Below are 17,694 nucleotides of genomic sequence, written 5' to 3'. Positions count from 1 at the left end.
ACCCAGGAGCACCACCCCATGCACGAGAACTCCTATGAGAACTCCCATGAGAACTCCCGCGAGTACGACTACGTCGTCATCGGTGGCGGCACTGCGGGCTCCGTCATCGCGTCCCGCCTGACCGAGGATCCGGACGTCACCGTCGCCGTCATCGAGGGCGGCCCCAGCGACGTCGGCCGCGACGACGTGCTGACCCTGCGCCGCTGGATGGGCCTGCTCGGCGGGGAACTGGACTACGACTACCCGACCACCGAGCAGCCGCGCGGCAACTCGCACATCCGGCACAGCCGCGCCCGCGTGCTGGGCGGCTGCTCCTCGCACAACACGCTGATCGCCTTCAAGCCGCTGCCGTCCGACTGGGACGAGTGGGAGGCGGCGGGCGCCGAGGGCTGGGGCGCGGTGCCGATGGAGGCGTACTACGCCCGGCTGCGCAACAACATCGTCCCCGTCGACGAGAAGGACCGGAACGCGATCGCCCGCGACTTCGTCGACGCCGCCCAGGCCGCGCTCGGCGTCCCCCGCGTCGAGGGCTTCAACAAGAAACCGTTCACCGACGGCACCGGCTTCTTCGACCTCGCCTACCACCCGGAGAACAACAAGCGGTCCTCCGCGTCGGTCGCCTACCTCCACCCCTTCCTGGACCGCCCGAACCTCCACCTCCTCCTGGAGACCTGGGCGTACCGGCTGGAGCTGGCGGGCACCCGGGCGACCGGCGTGCACGTGCGCACCAAGGACGGCGAGGAGATCCTCGTACGGGCCCGGACCGAGGTCCTGCTGTGCGCGGGCGCGGTCGACTCGCCGCGGCTGCTGATGCACTCGGGCATCGGCCCGAAGGAGGACCTGGAGAAGCTCGGCATACCGGTCGCGCACGATCTGCCCGGCGTCGGCGAGAACCTGCTCGACCACCCCGAGTCGGTGATCGTCTGGGAGACCGACGGGCCGATCCCGGAGAACTCCGCGATGGACTCGGACGCGGGCCTGTTCGTGCGCCGCGACCCCGAACACGCGGGCCCCGACCTGATGTTCCACTTCTACCAGATCCCCTTCACGGACAACCCCGAGCGCCTCGGCTACGAACGCCCCGAGCACGGCGTGTCGATGACCCCGAACATCCCCAAGCCGAAGAGCCGCGGCCGGGTGTACCTGACCAGCGCGGACCCGTCCGTCAAGCCCGCCCTCGACTTCCGGTACTTCACCGACGAGGACGACTACGACGGCCGTACCCTCGTCGACGGCATCAAGATCGCCCGCGAGATCGCGAAAACCGAACCACTCGCCCGCTGGCTCAAGCGCGAGGTCTGTCCAGGTCCGGAGATCACGGACGACGAGGAGCTGAGCGCATACGCCCGGCAGGTCGCGCACACCGTGTACCACCCGGCGGGCACCTGCCGCATGGGCGCCACCTCCGACGAACACGCCGTCGTCGACCCCAAGTTGCGCATCCGCGGCCTCGACGGCATCCGCATCGCCGACGCGTCCGTCTTCCCCACGATGCCCGCCGTGAACCCGATGATCGGGGTACTCATGGTCGGGGAGAAGTGCGCCGACCTGCTGCGGGGTGACGCGTGATGAGTACGCCGCCGCAGAACACGCGCCCCGTCTTCTCCGTGGACGGCCTGTGGAAGGTCTTCGGCCCGAAGGCCGAACGCGTCCCCGCCGACCCCGAACTCGCCGCGCTGAGCGCCGCCGAGCTGAGCGAGCGCACCGGCTGCACGGCCGCCGTCCGCGACGTCTCGTTCGACGTGCACAAGGGCGAGGTCTTCGTCGTCATGGGCCTGTCCGGCTCCGGCAAGTCCACGCTCGTGCGCTGTCTGACCCGGCTGATCGAGCCGACCGCGGGCACCATCGCCATCGACGGCGAGGACGTACGCGCCATGGACAGGACCCGGCTGCGCGAACTGCGCCGCCACCGCGCGTCCATGGTCTTCCAGCACTTCGGCCTGTTGCCGCACCGCACGGTCCTCGACAACGTGGCGTACGGCCTGGAGATCCAGGGCCTCGGCAAGGCGGAACGCCGCGAGCGGGCCGCCGAGGTCGTCGCCAAGGTCGGCCTGGAAGGCATGGAGCAGCGCAAGCCCGGCCAGCTGTCCGGCGGTCAGCAGCAGCGCGTGGGCCTGGCCCGGGCGCTCGCCGTCGACCCCGAGGTCCTCCTCTTCGACGAGCCGTTCAGCGCGCTGGACCCGCTGATCCGGCGCGACATGCAGGAGGAGGTCGTCCGGCTGCACCGCGAGGAGGGCCGCACCATGGTCTTCATCACCCACGACCTGAACGAGGCGCTCCGCCTGGGCGACCGCATCGCCCTGATGCGCGACGGCCGCGTCGTCCAGCTCGGCACGCCCGAGGAGATCGTCGGCTCGCCCGCCGACGACTACGTACGCGAGTTCGTCCGGGACGTGCCGCGCGAGCAGGTGATGACGGTCCGCACGGCGATGCGCGCCGCCTCCGCCGAGGAGGCGGGAAGCGGCCCGGCCGTCGCCCCGGACGCGACGGTGTCCGAGGCGATCGAGGCGGTCGCGCGGGCGGGCAGCCCGGCGCGGGTCGTGGACTCCGGGCGGTGCGTCGGGGTGGTCGACTCCGAGGCGCTGCTCGACGTGGTCGCCGGCGTCGGTGCCAGCGGCCCCGCCCCCGCGGTGACAGCGGTTCCCCCGTTCGAGCCGAGCCGGGACTTCGGCAACGCGGGCGCCGGCGCGGCAGAGGCGGCGCCGGGTGACGTCACCGGCGAGGAGGTCGCCTGATGGCCACAGCCACCGCTGCCGCCTCCCACGTCGGCGTCCCCGCCTTCCTCAGGCGCCGCGCCGTCCGGAAACTCGCGCTCCTCGCGCTGGCCGCGGCCGTCCTCGTCCCGCTCGCCGACGCCCGCTGGGCGAGCGGGACCTGGCCGCACGCGCTGACCGTCGACCTCACCGAGCCGCTCGGCAGGGCCAGCGACTGGATCATCGACAACCGGGACAGCCACCCGCTGTTCCTGTACTTCTTCGGCTACGTCAGCAACGCCGTCGTCCTCGCCGTGCGCGGCGTCTACCTCGTGCTGCTCGCGGCAGGCTGGGCCGGTGTGACGGCCGCCGCCGCGCTCGTCGCCTGGCGGGTGGCCGGAGTCCGGCTGGCGGCCGGCACCGCCGTCGCCTTCCTCGTCTGCGGTCTGCTCGGCATGTGGGTGCCCACCATGCAGACGCTCGCCCTCATGGTGGTCGCGGTCCTCGCGTCCGTCGTGCTCGGCGCGCTCCTCGGCCTCGCCGCCGGGCTCTCCGACCGCACCCACCGCGCCCTGCGGCCGATCCTGGACACCATGCAGGTGCTGCCCGCCTTCGCGTATCTGCTCCCGGTCGTCCTCGTCTTCGGCATCGGCGTCCCCGCGGCGGTCCTCGCCACCGTCGTCTACGCGGCCCCGCCCATGGCCCGGCTCACCGCGCTCGGCCTGCGCGACGCCGACGGCGGTGTGCTGGAGGCCGTCGAATCCCTCGGCGCCACGGCCCGCCAGCGCCTGCTCACCGCCCGTCTGCCGCTGGCCCGCAAGGAACTGCTCCTCGGCCTCAACCAGACGATCATGATGGCGCTGTCCATGGCGGTCATCGCCTCCGTGATCGGCGCCGGCGGCCTCGGTGACCGCGTCTACCAGGCGCTCGCCTCCGTGGACGTGGGCGCCGCCCTCGCCGCGGGCATCCCGATCGTGCTGCTCGCGGTCGTCCTGGACCGGGTGACCGGTGCGGCGGGGGAGGGGCCCGGCGCCGACGGCTCCCGCCGCGCCGGGTGGGCCTACGCGGCCGCCGCGGCCGTGGCCGTCGCGCTCGCCGGCCGGTTCACGCACCGCCTGGACTGGCCCGACGCCTGGACCGTGCACATCGCCGCGCCGGTGAACCGGGTCGTCGACTGGATGACCGACCACCTCTACTCCGGCGTCCCCTACCTCGGCGGCACCGCCGACTGGGCGGGCCACTTCACCACCTGGGTCCTGGACCCGCTCCGCGACGGCCTCCAGTGGCTGCCCTGGTGGTCGGTGCTGCTCATCGTCGCCGCCCTCGCCTGGCTGATCGGCACCTGGCGCACCGCGCTCACCGCCGTCCTCGCGATGGCCGCGATCGGCGTGCTGGGCGTCTGGAAGCCGTCCCTCGACACCCTCGCGCAGGTGCTGGCGGCCGTGGCCGTCACCCTCGTCCTGGGCTTCGCGACGGGCGTCGCCGCCGCGCGCAGCGACCGCGTCGAACGGCTGCTGCGCCCGGTCCTGGACGTCTTCCAGACGATGCCGCAGTTCGTGTACCTGATCCCGGTGGTGGCGCTGTTCGGTGTCGGCCGGGCGCCCGCGGTCGCCGCGGCGGTGGTCTACGCGCTGCCCGCCGTGGTCCGCATCACGACCCAGGGGCTGCGCGCGGTCGACCCGGCCGCGCTGGAGTCCGCCCGCTCGCTGGGTGCCACCGGTGGGCAGCAGCTGCGCCAGGTCCAGCTCCCGCTGGCCCGCCCGGCCCTGCTGCTCGCCGTCAACCAGGGCGTCGTCCTGGTCCTCGCCGTCGTCATCATCGGCGGTCTGGTAGGCGGCGGCGCGCTCGGCTACGACGTCGTGTTCGGCCTGGCCCAGGGCGACCTGGCGACCGGTCTGGTGGCCGGCGCGGCGATCGTCTGCCTCGGCCTGATGCTCGACCGGGTGACCCAGCCGACCGGGCGCCGCGCGAAGAAGGGAGCGTGACATGACGCGTCACATGACTCGGCGTACGAGGATGACGACGATGACGGCGGGTCTTGCCGTGCTGCTGCTCGCGACCGGCTGCGGCGCCGCCGACATGACCAAGCAGGCCTCGCCCTTCGCGGGCGCGCAGGGCGCCAAGACGGTGACGCTGTCCGTGCAGTCCTGGGTGGGCGCACAGTCGAACGTCGCCGTGGCGCAGTACCTGCTGCAACACAAGCTCGGCTACCGCGTCGACACCGTCCAGGTCGACGAAGTGCCCGCCTGGGACGCGCTCAGCCAGGGCCGGGTCGACGCGTTGCTGGAGGACTGGGGTCACCCCGAGCAGGAGAAGCGGTACGTCCAGGACAAGAAGACGATCGCGCCCGCCGGCGGGCTCGGGGTGACCGGGCACATCGGCTGGTACGTCCCGACGTACTTCGCCGAGCAGCACCCGGACGTCACCGACTGGAGGAACCTGAACAAGTACGCCTCCCAGCTCCGCACCGCGGAGAGCGGCGGCAAGGGCCAGCTCCTGGACGGCTCCCCGTCCTACGTCACCAACGACAAGGCGCTGGTGAACAACCTGAAGCTGAACTACCAGGTCGTGTTCGCGGGTTCGGAGGCGGCGCAGATCACCCAGATGCGGCAGTTCGCCAAGGAGAAGAAGCCCTTCCTGACGTACTGGTACGCGCCGCAGTGGCTGTTCAAGAAGGTCCCGATGACGGAGGTGAAGCTGCCCGCGTACAAGGAGGGCTGCGACGCCGACGCGAAGAAGGTCGCGTGCGCCTATCCGCACACGCCCCTCCAGAAGTACCTGAACGCCGATTTCGCGAAGAGCGGCGGCAAGGCGGCGCGGTTCCTGAAGAAGTTCAAGTGGACGACCGAGGACCAGAACGAGGTCGCCCTGATGATCGCCGACCAGAAGCTGACGCCCGAGGAGGCGGCGAAGAAGTGGGTGGACGGCCACGCTTCGACGTGGAAGGCGTGGCTGTCGTAGCCCCTGCCTCGCCCGGGGCCGGTCCGGCCTGATCCGCCGGGCCGCCCTACGCCAGCTCGGCGGCGATCTCGCGCAGTGCTTCCGTCGCCCGCAGCTGGAGGCCCGGGCCGAACGTGATCCGGGTGGCGCCGAGTTCACCGAGTGCGGTGAGCGAGGGGCCCCCGGGCCGGGCGAGCAGGTTGACCGGCCCCTGGATGCCCGACCGCAGCAGGGGCAGTACGTCCGTCGGGGCGCCGATCGGATAGACGCAGTCGGCGCCCGCGGCGACGTACGACGCGGCCCGCTGGATGGCCCGTGCGGGATCCGTGACCCCGCGCACGAAGGTGTCGACGCGGGCGTTCACGAAGAGCCGGTCGCCCGCGGCGGCGCGCACCTCGGCGAGCCGGTCGGCGTGCCGGGCGGGGTCCTGGAGCACTCCCCTGTGGGAGTCCTCCAGATTGCAGCCGACGACACCCGCCTCCAGGAGCCGCTCCACCAGTTCCCGGGGCGCGAGCCCGTACCCGTCCTCGATGTCCGCGGACACCGGCACGTCGACGGCCCGTGCGATCCGCGCCACCGCCGCGAACATCTCGTCGGCGGGCGTCGCCCCGTCCTCGTAGCCGAGCGAGGCGGCGACTCCCGCGCTCGGTGTGGCGAGCGCGGGGAACCCCGCCTCGGCGAACACCCGTGCGCTCGCCGCGTCCCACGGACCGGGCAGCACCAGCGGATCGCCGGGCACGCGGCCGCGGTGCAGGGCGCGGAAGAGATCGACGCCGCTCACCATGTGTAGCCCCCCGGGGGAATCCGACGGCTGACCATCAGCCGGTTCCAGCCGTTGAGCAGCTGGATGCGGTTCTCCGACTCGCCGTCCTTGCGGGCCAGTTCGAGCTGCCGTGTGCGCACCGTCACTTGTGCTGCCCGGCCTGGTAGTGGCCCGGCACCAGCCGGCAGGTCACCCCGAACCGGTTCCACGCGTTGATCACCGTGATCGCGGCGATCAGCTGGGCCAGCTCCGCCTCCTCGAAGTGCTTGGCGGCCCTCTCGTACACCTCGTCCGGCACGAAGCCGTCCGTGAGCACCGTGACCGCCTCGGTCAGCTCGAGGGCCGCGAGCTCCTTCTCCGTGTAGAAGTGCCGCGACTCGTCCCACGCGCTGAGCTGCACGACCCGCTCGACGCTCTCGCCCGCCGCCAGCGCGTCCTTGGTGTGCATGTCGAGGCAGAACGCGCAGTGGTTGAGCTGCGAGGCGCGGATCTTCACCAGCTCGCGCAGCTTCGGGTCGAGGCCCCGCTGAGCCGCCGTGTCGAGCCGGATCATGGCCTTGTACACATCGGGGGCGAGCTTGGCCCAGTTCAGGCGGGGGCTGTGCTCGGGGGCGTACTCGGCGGTGGGGGTGGTCGTGGCGGTGGTGGTGTCGTTCGTCGTCATGCTCTCGACCCTATGAGCGAAGCAGCCCAGGAGTATGGTCCATTTACATGGCGAAATCTTGGGCCACTTTCGGGGTCGATCTCCACGTCGAGCCGACCGGACCCGGCATCCGCAGAGGTCTGACGGAAGCCCTCCGCGAGGCGGTCCGCGGCGGGCGCCTCGCCCCCGGCACCCGGCTGCCCTCATCACGGTCGCTCGCCGCCGACCTCGGCATCGCCCGCAACACGGTCGCGGAGGCGTACGCGGACCTGGTGGCGGAGGGTTGGCTCACCGCCCGCCAGGGCTCGGGCACGAGCGTCGCACGGCGCCCGGTGCCGACGCCCACCGCCGCCTCGGCCCCCGGCCGCCCGACCCGCGCCCGCCCGGTGTACGACCTGGTCCCCGGCACCCCCGACCTGTCCTCCTTCCCCCGCGCCGCCTGGCTGAAGGCCTCCCGTCGCGCGCTGACCGTCGCCCCGCACGAGGCCCTCCACTACGGCGACCCGCGCGGCCGGGTGGAACTGCGCACCGCCCTGGCCGGCTATCTGGCCCGCGCCCGGGGCGTCCGCACGGACCCGGAGCACATCGTCATCTGCTCCGGCTTCCTGCACGGCCTGATGCTGCTCGGCCAGGTGCTGCGCGGGCGGGGACTGACCTCGCTGGCCGTGGAGTCGTACGGGCTCGACGCCCACTGGCGGCTGCTGGAGGCGGCCGGGCTGCGCACGGTGCCGCTCGGATTCGACGAACTGGGCACGCGTACGGAGGAGTTGGCGGCCGGTGCGCAGGGTGGGGGTGCGCTGGGAGGCGTACGGGCGGTGCTGATGACGCCCGCGCACCAGTTCCCGATGGGCGTACCGCTGCACCCCGACCGGCGGGCGCGGGTGGTGGACTGGGCGCGGCGCGACGACGGTCTGATCCTGGAGGACGACTACGACGGGGAGTTCCGCTACGACCGCCAGCCGGTCGGCGCCCTCCAGGGGCTCGACCCCGACCACGTCGTCCATATGGGCACGGCCAGCAAGTCCCTGGCGCCGGGCCTGCGGCTGGGCTGGCTGGTGCTGCCGCCGGCGCTCGCCCCGGAGGTGGTCGCGGCGAAGGGTGGGGTGGACTGGTCGTGCGGGGTGCTGGACCAGCTCACCCTGGCGGAGTTCATCGCGTCGGGCGCCTACGACCGCCATATTCGCGCGTCCCGGCTGCGTTACCGGCGGCGCAGGGACGCCCTGGTGGCGCGGCTCGCCGAACAGGCCCCCGGGGGCCGGGCGACGGGCATCGCGGCGGGCCTGCACGTGGTGCTGCGCCTGCCGCCGGGCACCGAGCAGTCGACGCTGAGGGCGGCGGCCTGGCAGGGGCTCGCGGTGCACGGCCTCGACCGCTACCGCCACCCGGAGTCGACCGCCGAGCGGTCCGACGCGCTGGTGGTGGGCTACGGGACACCACCGGACCACGGGTGGTCGGGGGCGCTGGACGCCTTGTGCGCGGCATTGCCTTTCGACAGTACCGGCTGACCTCAGTGAGGCCGGGTGGGCACCGGCGCCCAGCCTTTGGTCACGCCTGGCCGGGAACGGCGTGGGCGCGTATGCCTGCCAGGAGGTGGGCGAGGGTGGTGGGGGTGGTGGTGAGGACCGTGGTGGGGGTGTCGCTCTCGCGGAGGTGGAGGGTGGTGGGGGTGGATGCGAGTTCGAGGCAGTCGTTGCCTTCACCGCCGCCGGAGAAGGACGACTTCTGCCACTTGAGGCGGGTGGCCATGGCTCTTCCTCACAGTTCCTTGATGAGCTTGTGGATGAGGTCACGTGACTGACCGGGGTCCAGTGATTCCCCCTTCACCCTACGGAAGAGCGTCCGAAAGTGGTCCAGTTGGGCTTCCGAATCGACGAAGGCCGTGCCGTGCGGAGCGTCGCGTACGACAGTGTCCAGGCGCGGTACCGCGCCACCCACGTACACCATGGCGCTTCCGGCACCGGCGAAGTCGTCCAGGCCGAACGGGATGACCCGCACGCTGATGTGCTCTTCCTCGGACAGCTCCGCAACCCGGGTGAGTTGGGCACACGAAGCGGGTCGGCCGGCCACCTTGATGCGGAGTGCTGCTTCGTGGATCACGGCCTCGTACGGAATGGGCGTGGGACCCTCGATGACGACCCTCCGCTTCATCCGGTGGTGTACCCGGTGTTCCACCTCGCTCTCCGGGAACTCCGGGTTCATATAGGAGAAGAGCGCACGGGCATAGTCCTCCGTCTGGAAGAGCCCAGGCACATGGATGACCGCCACATCGTGGCGGAACGTCGCGTGGTGGTCGAGTTCGGAGAGGTCCAGGTAGGCGGCCGGAAGGACACCTCGGTACTCCTCCCACCAGCCACGGGTCCGGTCCGTGGCCATGACGACCAAGGCATCGATCAACGCGCTGTCGGAACATGCGTAGTTGGCCGCGAGGCGGCGGATGCGTTCCTCGCTGACTCCTGCGATGCCGGACTCGATCTGACTCATCTGGACCGAGCTCACGCCCAGCAGGGTCGCGGCCGCGGTCGCCTTCAGCCCAGCGGCGTCCCGGAGTTTGCGCAGCTCGGAGCCCAGGCGCGCCTGCCGTGCCGTGGGGTGTCGCCGCGTCGCCATGTACAGCTCCTCAACTTGCCGGCATGGGTGCCTCGTTCGGGCGTCAGATTACGCGAACGACTTGCACCGTCATAACTTTCAGACCTACTGTCAGTGATGAGACGCACACGCTGCGGAAGCGCACCGCTCCGTCCTGCCGTGACGGCTGCGGCATTGCCACCGCCCGTAATCCCACCCCACTTGGAGCTGACGCATGCCCGAAACCGACTCCGCCGCCGACTCCTGGGAGTACTCCCTCTACATCCCCCAGGACCTCCGCGCCGTCACGGTCTGCCGCCGCACCCTCCGTCTGGTCCTCACCCTCCACCACCTCACCCACCTCGCCGACACCGCCGAACTCCTCGCCTCGGAGCTGGTCTCCAACGCCGTACTGCACACCAAGGGCCCGGCCTGTCTCCGCGTCCGTTACCGGGACGGCCTCCTGCAGATCGGTGCCTGGGACGCCGACCCCGAGCCGCCCGAGCCGCCCGGCCGGTTGGAGGAGTTGACCGATGCCGAGAGCGGACGCGGGTTCGCCCTCGTGCGGGCGTGCTCCGACGTATGGGGCTGGCAGCCGCTGTCCCGGCTCGGGCATCGGGGCAAGCTGGTCTGGTGCGAACTGGGGGCCGCGTAGCTCCCCGCGCCCCTGGAAGCGGGCTCAGTCGCGTCGCCCCGTCACCCCTCCTCCACCGGCGCCTCCCCGAACCGTGTCAGCGCCAACGCCCCCGCGACCGCCACCACGAAGCCCAGCACGGCCAGCCAGGACAGGCCCTCCCGTGTACGGTCACCCAGCCAGATGACCCCCACCAGGGCCGGTCCGACGGTCTCGCCGATGACCAGGCCGGCCGTGGCCGTCGTCACCGAGCCGCGTTGCAGCGCCGAGGTCAGCAGGATGAATGCGGCGCCTCCGCCGATGAGCAGTGCGTACGTCGCCGGATTGGTCAGCAAAGTGGCGGGCGCGAGGTCGTCGATCAGGCGTACGGACACCGCTACGACCCCGAACCCGAATCCGGCCCCGAGGCCGAGGACCAACGCCCGCCCCCGCCCGGACATCCGCCCGCCCACCAGCCCGAGCAGCAGCACCGCCACCGCCGTCGCGAGCGTCGCGTACTTCAGCGCCGTCGACCCGGCCCGGTCGCCCTCCGCCCCGGACGCCAGCCCGAGCATGCCGAGGCCCGCGCACACCACCCCCACCGCGGCCCACTCGACCCCGCTCAACCGCACATGCAACAGCCGTGCGGCGACCACCGCCGTCACCGCGAGGCTCGCCGCCAGGGCCGCGCCGACCGCGTAGATCGGAATCGACCGCAGTGCCGCGATCTGGAGCAGGAAGCCCAGCCCGTCCAGCGCCAGGCCCGCCAGATACCGCCACTGCCGCAGCGCCCGCAGCAACAGAGCCGCGTCCCCGCCGGGCCCCGTGGTGGCGGCCTCCCGGGTGGCGATCGCCTGCAACACCGTCGCCGTACCGAAGCAGACCGCCGCGCCGAGCGCGCACATCATTCCAAAGAGCACAAAGTGACTGTAGGGGAAGGGGATCACGGGGGGCCGGTGCATACGGCAGAGCGGCGCTCTCTAATGTGATCGCCTGATTGATCCTACGAACGGGGGAGTACGAACATGGCGAACTCACGACGGCAACTGCGCTCGGGCACGGTCGTGCTCGGCGGCATGGGACTCCTCGCGGCGGCGCTCACCGCCTGCTCGTCGGACGAACCCGACAAGCGCTGCGTCGACCGCGACAGCTACAACCTCGGCAAGGGCGGCTACAAGGTCGTCGCCGACAAGAACTGCAAGACGGGCAGCTCCGGCAGCGGCAAGGTCTCCTCGGGCTACACCTGGTACTACGGCGGCGACAGGAGCAAGAGCCGCATCGACTCCGGCAGCTTCACCAAGCCCTCCAAGGGTTCGGGCGGTTCGAGCGGCGGTGGCGGCGTCGACCGCGGCGGCTTCGGCAGCGGCAAGGGCGGCTCCGGCGGCTGAGCGGTCACGGAGCGATCGGACTCGTACGCCATGGAACGCCGCACCATCGACCCCCGCCCCGGCTGGCAGCAGACCGTCGAGGCGCAGGGCCTCATCTACCCGCTCACCCGCTACCCCGACGACTCCCTGCGCCCCTACTGGGACGAGAGCGCGTACTACGTCTTCTCGCTGCCCGAGGTGGAGGCGCTGGAGGAGACCGTCGAGGAACTGCACCGCATGTGCCTGGCGGCGGCCGCGCACATCGTCGAGCAGAATCGCTTCGCCGACCTCGGCATCGCCGACCCGCGCCTCGCCGCGCTCGTCGCCGAGGCCTGGCACCGGCGCGCCGAACTCCCGTCCGTCTACGGCCGGTTCGACCTCCGCTACGACGGCACGGGCCCCGCCAAGCTCCTCGAGTACAACGCCGACACCCCGACCTCGCTCGTCGAGGCCGCCGGCCCCCAGTGGTTCTGGATGGAGGACCGTTTCCCCGGCGCCGACCAGTGGAACTCCCTCCACGAACGGCTCGTCGACGCCTGGAAGAAGCAGGCCGCCCTCCTCCCGCCGGGCAGCCCGCTCTACTTCGCGCACTCCGCCGCCGACGAACTCGGCGAGGACCTGATGACCGTCGCCTATCTCAAGGAGACCGCGGAGCAGGCCGGCCTCGACACCGACTGGATCTCCATGGAGGAGATCGGCTGGGACCCGCTCTCCGGCCGCTTCGTCGACAACCAGCTCCACTTCATCCGCAGCTGCTTCAAGCTGTACCCCTGGGAGTGGCTCACCGGCGACCGCTTCGCCGGCCATGTCCTGGACACCCTCGACAACGGCGGCGGCACGGGCTCCACCCTGTGGATCGAACCCGCCTGGAAGATGCTGCTCAGCAACAAGGCCCTGCTGGCGATCCTCTGGGAGCTGTACCCCGGACACCCGAACCTGCTCCCCGCCTACCTCGACGGCCCACGCGACCTGGCGACCGCCAACGGCTACGTCGCCAAGCCGCTCCTCGGCCGGGAGGGCGCGGGGGTGACGGTCCACGCACCGGGCGCCGCCCCCGTCGTACGCGAGGAAGAGCCCTGCTGCTACCAGGAGCTGGCACCCCTGCCCGCCTTCGACGGCAACCACGTCGTCCTCGGCGCCTGGGTCGTCGAGGACGAGTCGGCGGGCCTCGGCATCCGCGAGTCGTCCGGGCTGATCACGGACGAGTACGCCCGCTTCCTGCCCCATGTGATCCTCTAGGGCCTGTCACGGCACTAGACACCGAGCACGCCACGCAGTTGGGCCAGCCCCCAGTCCAGGTCCTCCTTGGAGATCACCAGTGGGGGCGCGATCCGGATCGTCGAGCCGTGGGTGTCCTTGACCAGGACACCCCGGTCCATCAGCTTCTCGGAGATCTCCCGGCCCGTGCCGTACGCCGGATCGACGTCCACGCCCGCCCACAGCCCGCGCCCGCGCACCGCCGTCACCCGCCCGGTGCCGGCCAGCACCCCCAGCTCCCGGTGCAGGTGCTCGCCCAGCTCGGCCGCCCGCGCCTGGTACTCGCCCGACCGCAGCATCGCGATCACCTCCAGCGCCACCGCGCAGGCCAGCGGGTTGCCGCCGAACGTCGCCCCGTGCTCACCGGGCCGGAACACACCGAGCACCTCGCTCGACGCCACCACCGCCGAGACCGGCACGATCCCGCCGCCGAGCGCCTTCCCCAGGACGTACACATCCGGTACGACCCCCTCGTGCTCACAGGCGAACGTACGCCCCGTCCGGCCGAGCCCCGACTGGATCTCGTCCGCGACGAACAGGACGTTCCGGTCCCGCGTCAGCTCCCGCACCCCGGCCAGGTAGCCGGCCGGCGGCACCAGCACCCCCGCCTCGCCCTGGATCGGCTCGAGCAGCACCGCCACCGTGTTCTCGGTGAGCGCCGAACGCATCGCGGTCAGATCCCCGTACGGCACGATCTCGAAGCCCGGTGTGTACGGACCGAAGTCCGCCCGCGCCTCCGGATCCGTGGAGAAGCTGATGATCGTCGTCGTACGGCCGTGGAAGTTGTTGCCCGCCACGACGATCTTCGCCATCTCCGCGGGCACGCCCTTCACCCGGTAGCCCCACTTCCGGGCCGTCTTCACGGCCGTCTCGACCGCCTCCGCGCCCGTGTTCATCGGCAGCACCATCTCCATGCCGCACAGCTCTGCCAACTGGGTGCAGAAGGCGGCGAACCGGTCGTGGTGGAACGCCCGCGACGTCAGCGTCACCCGCTCCAGCTGCGCTCGCGCCGCGTCGATCAGCCGCCGGTGGCCGTGTCCGAAATTGAGCGCCGAGTATCCGGCCAGCAGGTCGAGATAGCGGCGCCCCTCGACGTCCGTCATCCAGGCCCCGTCCGCCGTCGCCACGACGACCGGCAGCGGGTGGTAGGTGTGCGCACTGTGCGCGTCGGCCGAGGCGATGAGTGTTTCGGTGGTGCTCACGAGGACTCCGTTTCCGACCGCACGACGACGGGTGACCCCCCTCCCCATCGTCGCGCGCACGCCGGACGGGGCGTAGTCGACCCGCGGCCCCGGCCGCGTCGCCGCCCGTCCGGCACGCCCGGTAGGCTGGCCGACGGGCCGTGACTGGCGCGCTGGGATGGGACCGACCATCGGGGAGCGGCCTGAATGCGAATGTGTGCCGTGCGCCTGGGCCGAACGTGAACCGTGAACGCTGAACGCCACGCCGTCCGGAGGCCGACATGCCCGAGCAGCCCCTTTCCACCGAGTCCACCGCCTTCCGCAGCGCCCTCGACGTGATCCGGGCCGTGGAGCCCCGCGTCGCCGACGCCATCGGGCAGGAGATCGCCGACCAGCGCGAGATGCTCAAGCTGATCGCCTCCGAGAACTACGCCTCTCCGGCCACCCTCCTGGCCATGGGCAACTGGTTCAGCGACAAGTACGCCGAGGGCACGGTCGGCCGCCGCTTCTACGCCGGCTGCCGCAACGTCGACACCGTCGAGGCACTCGCCGCCGAGCACGCCCGCGAGCTCTTCGGCGCCCAGCACGCCTACGCCCAGCCGCACTCCGGCATCGACGCCAACCTCGTCGCCTTCTGGGCCGTCCTCGCGGACCGGGTGGAGGCCCCCGCCCTCGCGAAGGCGGGCGTCCGCAACGTCAACGACCTCTCCGACGCCGACTGGGCCGAGCTGCGCCGCGCCTTCGGCAACCAGCGCATGCTCGGCATGTCCCTGGACGCCGGCGGCCACCTCACCCACGGCTTCCGCCCGAACATCTCCGGCAAGATGTTCGACCAGCGCTCCTACGGCACCGACCCCGCCACCGGCCTCATCGACTACGAGGCCCTGCGCACCTCCGCCCGCGAGTTCAAGCCGCTGATCATCGTCGCCGGCTACTCCGCCTACCCCCGCCTCGTGAACTTCCGGATCATGCGGGAGATCGCCGACGAGGTCGGCGCGACCCTGATGGTCGACATGGCGCACTTCGCCGGCCTCGTCGCGGGCAAGGTCCTCACCGGCGACTTCGACCCGGTCCCGCACGCCCAGATCGTGACGACCACCACGCACAAGTCGCTGCGCGGCCCGCGCGGCGGCATGGTGCTGTGCGACGACTCGCTCAAGGACCAGGTCGACCGCGGCTGCCCGATGGTCCTCGGTGGCCCCCTTCCGCACGTCATGGCCGCCAAGGCCGTCGCGCTCGCCGAGGCCCGCCGCCCCGAGTTCCGCGACTACGCCCAGGCCGTCGTCGACAACTCCCGCGCCCTCGCCGAGGGCCTGGTGCGCCGCGGCGCCACCCTGGTCACCGGCGGCACCGACAACCACCTCAACCTGATCGACGTCGCCTCCTCCTACGGCCTCACCGGCCGCCAGGCCGAGACCGCGCTGCTCGACTCGGGCATCGTCACCAACCGCAACGCGATCCCCGCCGACCCCAACGGCGCCTGGTACACCTCCGGCATCCGCATCGGCACGCCCGCCCTGACCACGCGCGGCCTCGGCACGGCCGAGATGGACGAGATCGCGGGCCTCATCGACCGCGTCCTCACCACCACCGAGCCCGGCACCACCGCCAAGGGCGCCCCCTCCAAGGCCCAGCACGTCCTGGACCCGAAGATCGCGGACGAGATCGCCCACCGCGCCGGAGACCTGCTGACCGGCTTCCCGCTCTACCCGGAGATCGACCTCGGCTGACGCCACCCCGTACGCCGGTCGGCCCTACAGGTCGATCAGCTCCTGTCGTGGCTCCCGCGGCGGTCCGGCACCTTCACGCCGGGCCGCCGTGCGGCGTACCAGGAGGGTGCCGCCGACCCCGAGGGCGAGTCCCGTGCCGAGCCCCCACACGCCCCAGCGCACCGCCGAAGGTCCCTCGTCCGCCGGGGGCGCGGGAGCCGCCCCGAACAGACCGCTCCTGTTCACCTCGGCGAAGACCGAACGCGTCGCCCGGTGCCAGCGCACGTCGTCGTCCGCCACGTCCGGCGCCGGATCCGTACGCACCCAGGGCGTCCCGTCCTCCGCGAGGAACACCTGGTCCTGCCGCTCGATGCCGACGTCCCCGCCGGGCGCCCGGTCGGTGTACGGCCAGCCGCCGATGCCCGTCAGGCCCCACACCACGGTGGCCCGCACCTTCGGGTAGCGGCCCCGCGCCCAGGCGTCCGGCACCTTCTCGGTCCCGACGTTCATCGGCCCCAGCAACTGCCAGATCCGGGCGAAGTCCCGCTGCCCGGAGCGCAGGACGACCGTCCGCCCCGACCCGCCCGCGATGACCAGCGCCAGGTCCGGTATGTCGCGACCATGACCGTCGTCCCGGCCGAGAGCCCCGGCCTGCGGCGCCCCGAGCACCATGCATGCCATGGCCACGGCGAACACGGGCCGTACGCGCCGAGCGCCCCGCAGGCTCCGTGGACCCCGCCGCAAGCCCCTGACCAGCGCAATCCTGCCCCACAGGCCCTCGCCCGATACGCCCCTGCCCATCACAGTCCTCCCCTTCTGTTTCCGGCCTGTTCCGGACCGGCGCCTCGCACCTGAGAGAATGGCGGACATGGCCTCTGATCGTCCCCGCGTGCTCTCCGGAATCCAGCCCACCGCAGGCTCGTTCCACCTCGGCAACTACCTCGGCGCCGTCCGCCAGTGGGTGGCCCTCCAGGAGTCCCACGACGCGTTCTACATGGTCGTCGACCTGCACGCGATCACCGTCCCGCAGGATCCGGCCGATCTGCGCGCCAACACCCGGCTCGCCGCCGCGCAGCTGCTCGCCGCGGGCCTCGACCCGGAGCGCTGCACGCTCTTCGTCCAGAGCCACGTCCCGGAGCACGCGCAGCTCGCCTGGATCATGAACTGTCTCACCGGTTTCGGCGAGGCCTCCCGCATGACCCAGTTCAAGGACAAGTCCGCCAAGCAGGGCGCCGACCGCGCGAGCGTCGGCCTGTTCACGTACCCGGTCCTCCAGGTCGCCGACATCCTGCTGTACCAGGCCAACGAGGTCCCGGTGGGCGAGGACCAGCGCCAGCACATCGAGCTCACCCGCGACCTCGCCGAGCGCTTCAACGGCCGCTTCGGCGAGACGTTCACGGTCCCGAAGCCGTACATCCTCAAGGAGACGGCGAAGATCTTCGATCTCCAGGACCCGTCGATCAAGATGAGCAAGTCGGCGTCCACGCCCAAGGGCCTCATCAACCTCCTCGACGAGCCGAAGGCCACCGCCAAGAAGGTCAAGAGCGCGGTCACCGACACCGACACCGTCATCAGGTATGACGCGGAGCACAAGCCGGGTATCAGCAATCTGCTGACCATCTACTCGACCCTCACCGGAACCGGTATCCCGGAACTCGAGGAGAAGTACACCGGCAAGGGCTACGGTGCGCTGAAGACGGACCTCGCCGAGGTCATGGTCGACTTCGTGACCCCGTTCCGGGAGCGCACCCAGCAGTACCTGGACGACCCGGAGACCCTCGACTCGATCCTGGCCAAGGGCGCGGAGAAGGCGCGTGCCGTGGCCGCGGAGACGCTCTCCCAGGCGTACGACCGGGTGGGCTTCCTGCCCGCCAAGCACTGAGCCGTACCGCACACACTGAGCCGTACAGCACACCTTCACCGCCGCCCAACTCGACGGCGGTAGCCGTACAGTCGATAGCTG

The 17,694-nt window shown here is 71.6% G+C and carries 18 protein-coding genes and 1 riboswitch; of the genes, 10 read left to right on the top strand and 8 right to left on the bottom strand.

Features of this window, described 5'->3' with window-relative positions:
- Positions 1-18 precede the first annotated feature (18 nt).
- Genes SAVERM_RS17760 through SAVERM_RS17745 form a run of 4 tightly spaced genes read left to right on the top strand, consistent with a single transcriptional unit; the run spans position 19 to position 5,654 of the window.
- Positions 19-1,569 (top strand): GMC family oxidoreductase, encoded by a 1,551-nt coding sequence (locus SAVERM_RS17760; protein ID WP_010984864.1) that lies wholly within the window; start codon positions 19-21, stop codon positions 1,567-1,569.
- The gene (locus SAVERM_RS17755) at positions 1,569-2,735 is read left to right on the top strand and encodes a quaternary amine ABC transporter ATP-binding protein (protein ID WP_202497446.1); all 1,167 of its coding nucleotides are present in this window, start codon (positions 1,569-1,571) and stop codon (positions 2,733-2,735) included. The genes SAVERM_RS17760 and SAVERM_RS17755 overlap by 1 nt, the downstream gene beginning before the upstream one ends.
- The gene (locus tag SAVERM_RS17750; protein ID WP_010984862.1) at positions 2,735-4,678 is read left to right on the top strand and encodes an ABC transporter permease; all 1,944 of its coding nucleotides are present in this window, start codon (positions 2,735-2,737) and stop codon (positions 4,676-4,678) included. The genes SAVERM_RS17755 and SAVERM_RS17750 overlap by 1 nt, the downstream gene beginning before the upstream one ends.
- A 1-nt stretch (position 4,679) precedes the next feature.
- Positions 4,680-5,654, top strand: coding sequence for an ABC transporter substrate-binding protein (locus tag SAVERM_RS17745; protein WP_010984861.1), 975 nt, complete (start codon positions 4,680-4,682; stop codon positions 5,652-5,654).
- A gap of 46 nt (positions 5,655-5,700) precedes the next feature.
- Here the strand turns inward: SAVERM_RS17745 and SAVERM_RS17740 are convergent, their stop codons facing one another.
- Genes SAVERM_RS17740 through SAVERM_RS17735 form a run of 3 tightly spaced genes read right to left on the bottom strand, consistent with a single transcriptional unit; the run spans position 5,701 to position 7,060 of the window.
- Positions 5,701-6,417, bottom strand: a complete 717-nt coding sequence (locus tag SAVERM_RS17740; RefSeq protein ID WP_010984860.1) for an isocitrate lyase/PEP mutase family protein — start codon at positions 6,415-6,417, stop codon at positions 5,701-5,703.
- A complete protein-coding gene (locus tag SAVERM_RS45340; RefSeq protein ID WP_255222018.1) occupies positions 6,411-6,542 on the bottom strand; it encodes a hypothetical protein in 132 nt (43 codons plus the stop codon). Before SAVERM_RS45340 ends, SAVERM_RS17740 begins: the two co-directional genes overlap by 7 nt.
- Positions 6,539-7,060, bottom strand: coding sequence for a carboxymuconolactone decarboxylase family protein (locus SAVERM_RS17735; RefSeq protein ID WP_010984859.1), 522 nt, complete (start codon positions 7,058-7,060; stop codon positions 6,539-6,541). The genes SAVERM_RS45340 and SAVERM_RS17735 overlap by 4 nt, the downstream gene beginning before the upstream one ends.
- A gap of 47 nt (positions 7,061-7,107) precedes the next feature.
- Here SAVERM_RS17735 and pdxR point away from each other — a divergent pair, with 47 nt between their 5' ends.
- Positions 7,108-8,544 carry a MocR-like pyridoxine biosynthesis transcription factor PdxR gene (gene pdxR, locus SAVERM_RS17730; protein ID WP_010984858.1) on the top strand — a complete coding sequence of 479 codons (1,437 nt, stop codon included), beginning with the start codon at positions 7,108-7,110 and terminating at the stop codon, positions 8,542-8,544.
- A 40-nt stretch (positions 8,545-8,584) separates the two neighbouring features.
- Here pdxR and SAVERM_RS17725 read toward each other — a convergent pair whose 3' ends face one another.
- Both SAVERM_RS17725 and SAVERM_RS17720 read right to left on the bottom strand, forming a co-directional pair.
- Positions 8,585-8,785, bottom strand: coding sequence for a DUF397 domain-containing protein (locus tag SAVERM_RS17725; RefSeq protein WP_010984857.1), 201 nt, complete (start codon positions 8,783-8,785; stop codon positions 8,585-8,587).
- A 9-nt stretch (positions 8,786-8,794) separates the two neighbouring features.
- Complete coding sequence (locus tag SAVERM_RS17720; RefSeq protein WP_010984856.1) at positions 8,795-9,646, bottom strand: helix-turn-helix domain-containing protein; 852 nt, start codon at positions 9,644-9,646, stop codon at positions 8,795-8,797.
- 193 nt (positions 9,647-9,839) lie between these two features.
- Here SAVERM_RS17720 and SAVERM_RS17715 point away from each other — a divergent pair, with 193 nt between their 5' ends.
- Positions 9,840-10,259, top strand: a complete 420-nt coding sequence (locus SAVERM_RS17715; protein WP_010984855.1) for an ATP-binding protein — start codon at positions 9,840-9,842, stop codon at positions 10,257-10,259.
- A gap of 41 nt (positions 10,260-10,300) precedes the next feature.
- Here SAVERM_RS17715 and SAVERM_RS17710 read toward each other — a convergent pair whose 3' ends face one another.
- A complete protein-coding gene (locus tag SAVERM_RS17710) occupies positions 10,301-11,125 on the bottom strand; it encodes a DMT family protein (RefSeq protein WP_010984854.1) in 825 nt (274 codons plus the stop codon).
- Between the two features lie 117 nt (positions 11,126-11,242).
- Here SAVERM_RS17710 and SAVERM_RS17705 point away from each other — a divergent pair, with 117 nt between their 5' ends.
- On the top strand, positions 11,243-11,605 hold the full coding sequence (locus tag SAVERM_RS17705) for a hypothetical protein (protein ID WP_010984853.1): 363 nt from the start codon (positions 11,243-11,245) through the stop codon (positions 11,603-11,605).
- A 30-nt stretch (positions 11,606-11,635) separates the two neighbouring features.
- Positions 11,636-12,823 carry a glutathionylspermidine synthase family protein gene (locus SAVERM_RS17700; protein WP_010984852.1) on the top strand — a complete coding sequence of 396 codons (1,188 nt, stop codon included), beginning with the start codon at positions 11,636-11,638 and terminating at the stop codon, positions 12,821-12,823.
- 14 nt (positions 12,824-12,837) lie between these two features.
- Here SAVERM_RS17700 and rocD read toward each other — a convergent pair whose 3' ends face one another.
- The gene (rocD, locus tag SAVERM_RS17695; RefSeq protein WP_037644912.1) at positions 12,838-14,043 is read right to left on the bottom strand and encodes an ornithine--oxo-acid transaminase; all 1,206 of its coding nucleotides are present in this window, start codon (positions 14,041-14,043) and stop codon (positions 12,838-12,840) included.
- Positions 14,044-14,173: 130 nt separating this feature from the next.
- Positions 14,174-14,263, top strand: a riboswitch (ZMP/ZTP riboswitch).
- 40 nt (positions 14,264-14,303) lie between these two features.
- Here rocD and SAVERM_RS17690 point away from each other — a divergent pair.
- Positions 14,304-15,752 carry a glycine hydroxymethyltransferase gene (locus SAVERM_RS17690; RefSeq protein WP_010984850.1) on the top strand — a complete coding sequence of 483 codons (1,449 nt, stop codon included), beginning with the start codon at positions 14,304-14,306 and terminating at the stop codon, positions 15,750-15,752.
- 24 nt (positions 15,753-15,776) lie between these two features.
- Here SAVERM_RS17690 and SAVERM_RS17685 read toward each other — a convergent pair whose 3' ends face one another.
- Positions 15,777-16,412: a hypothetical protein gene (locus tag SAVERM_RS17685; protein ID WP_237529384.1), complete on the bottom strand. Its 636-nt coding sequence runs from the start codon at positions 16,410-16,412 to the stop codon at positions 15,777-15,779.
- 187 nt (positions 16,413-16,599) lie between these two features.
- On the opposite strand from SAVERM_RS17685, the gene trpS reads away from it, so the two are divergent.
- The gene (gene trpS / locus SAVERM_RS17680) at positions 16,600-17,613 is read left to right on the top strand and encodes a tryptophan--tRNA ligase (protein WP_010984848.1); all 1,014 of its coding nucleotides are present in this window, start codon (positions 16,600-16,602) and stop codon (positions 17,611-17,613) included.
- The last annotated feature ends 81 nt before the right edge of the window (positions 17,614-17,694 follow it).

It is taken from the genome of Streptomyces avermitilis MA-4680 = NBRC 14893 (assembly GCF_000009765.2).
In the GTDB taxonomy this organism is placed as follows: domain Bacteria; phylum Actinomycetota; class Actinomycetes; order Streptomycetales; family Streptomycetaceae; genus Streptomyces; species Streptomyces avermitilis.
Note: the sequence above shows the minus strand (reverse complement) of the source record. Positions and strands in the feature narration are given on the sequence as shown.

Excerpts from the sequence above, each read along its gene's own strand:
- SAVERM_RS17760 (WP_010984864.1), top strand. The coding sequence starts at position 19 with ATGCACGAGAACTCCTATGAGAACTCCCATGAGAACTCCCGCGAGTAC.
- SAVERM_RS17755 (WP_202497446.1), top strand. The coding sequence starts at position 1,569 with ATGAGTACGCCGCCGCAGAACACGCGCCCCGTCTTCTCCGTGGACGGC.
- SAVERM_RS17750 (WP_010984862.1), top strand. The coding sequence starts at position 2,735 with ATGGCCACAGCCACCGCTGCCGCCTCCCACGTCGGCGTCCCCGCCTTC.
- SAVERM_RS17745 (WP_010984861.1), top strand. The coding sequence starts at position 4,680 with ATGACGCGTCACATGACTCGGCGTACGAGGATGACGACGATGACGGCG.
- SAVERM_RS17740 (WP_010984860.1), bottom strand. The coding sequence starts at position 6,417 with ATGGTGAGCGGCGTCGATCTCTTCCGCGCCCTGCACCGCGGCCGCGTG.
- SAVERM_RS17735 (WP_010984859.1), bottom strand. The coding sequence starts at position 7,060 with ATGACGACGAACGACACCACCACCGCCACGACCACCCCCACCGCCGAG.
- pdxR (WP_010984858.1), top strand. The coding sequence starts at position 7,108 with ATGGCGAAATCTTGGGCCACTTTCGGGGTCGATCTCCACGTCGAGCCG.
- SAVERM_RS17725 (WP_010984857.1), bottom strand. The coding sequence starts at position 8,785 with ATGGCCACCCGCCTCAAGTGGCAGAAGTCGTCCTTCTCCGGCGGCGGT.
- SAVERM_RS17720 (WP_010984856.1), bottom strand. The coding sequence starts at position 9,646 with ATGGCGACGCGGCGACACCCCACGGCACGGCAGGCGCGCCTGGGCTCC.
- SAVERM_RS17715 (WP_010984855.1), top strand. The coding sequence starts at position 9,840 with ATGCCCGAAACCGACTCCGCCGCCGACTCCTGGGAGTACTCCCTCTAC.
- SAVERM_RS17710 (WP_010984854.1), bottom strand. The coding sequence starts at position 11,125 with ATGATGTGCGCGCTCGGCGCGGCGGTCTGCTTCGGTACGGCGACGGTG.
- SAVERM_RS17705 (WP_010984853.1), top strand. The coding sequence starts at position 11,243 with ATGGCGAACTCACGACGGCAACTGCGCTCGGGCACGGTCGTGCTCGGC.
- SAVERM_RS17700 (WP_010984852.1), top strand. The coding sequence starts at position 11,636 with ATGGAACGCCGCACCATCGACCCCCGCCCCGGCTGGCAGCAGACCGTC.
- SAVERM_RS17690 (WP_010984850.1), top strand. The coding sequence starts at position 14,304 with ATGCCCGAGCAGCCCCTTTCCACCGAGTCCACCGCCTTCCGCAGCGCC.
- SAVERM_RS17685 (WP_237529384.1), bottom strand. The coding sequence starts at position 16,412 with ATGGCATGCATGGTGCTCGGGGCGCCGCAGGCCGGGGCTCTCGGCCGG.
- trpS (WP_010984848.1), top strand. The coding sequence starts at position 16,600 with ATGGCCTCTGATCGTCCCCGCGTGCTCTCCGGAATCCAGCCCACCGCA.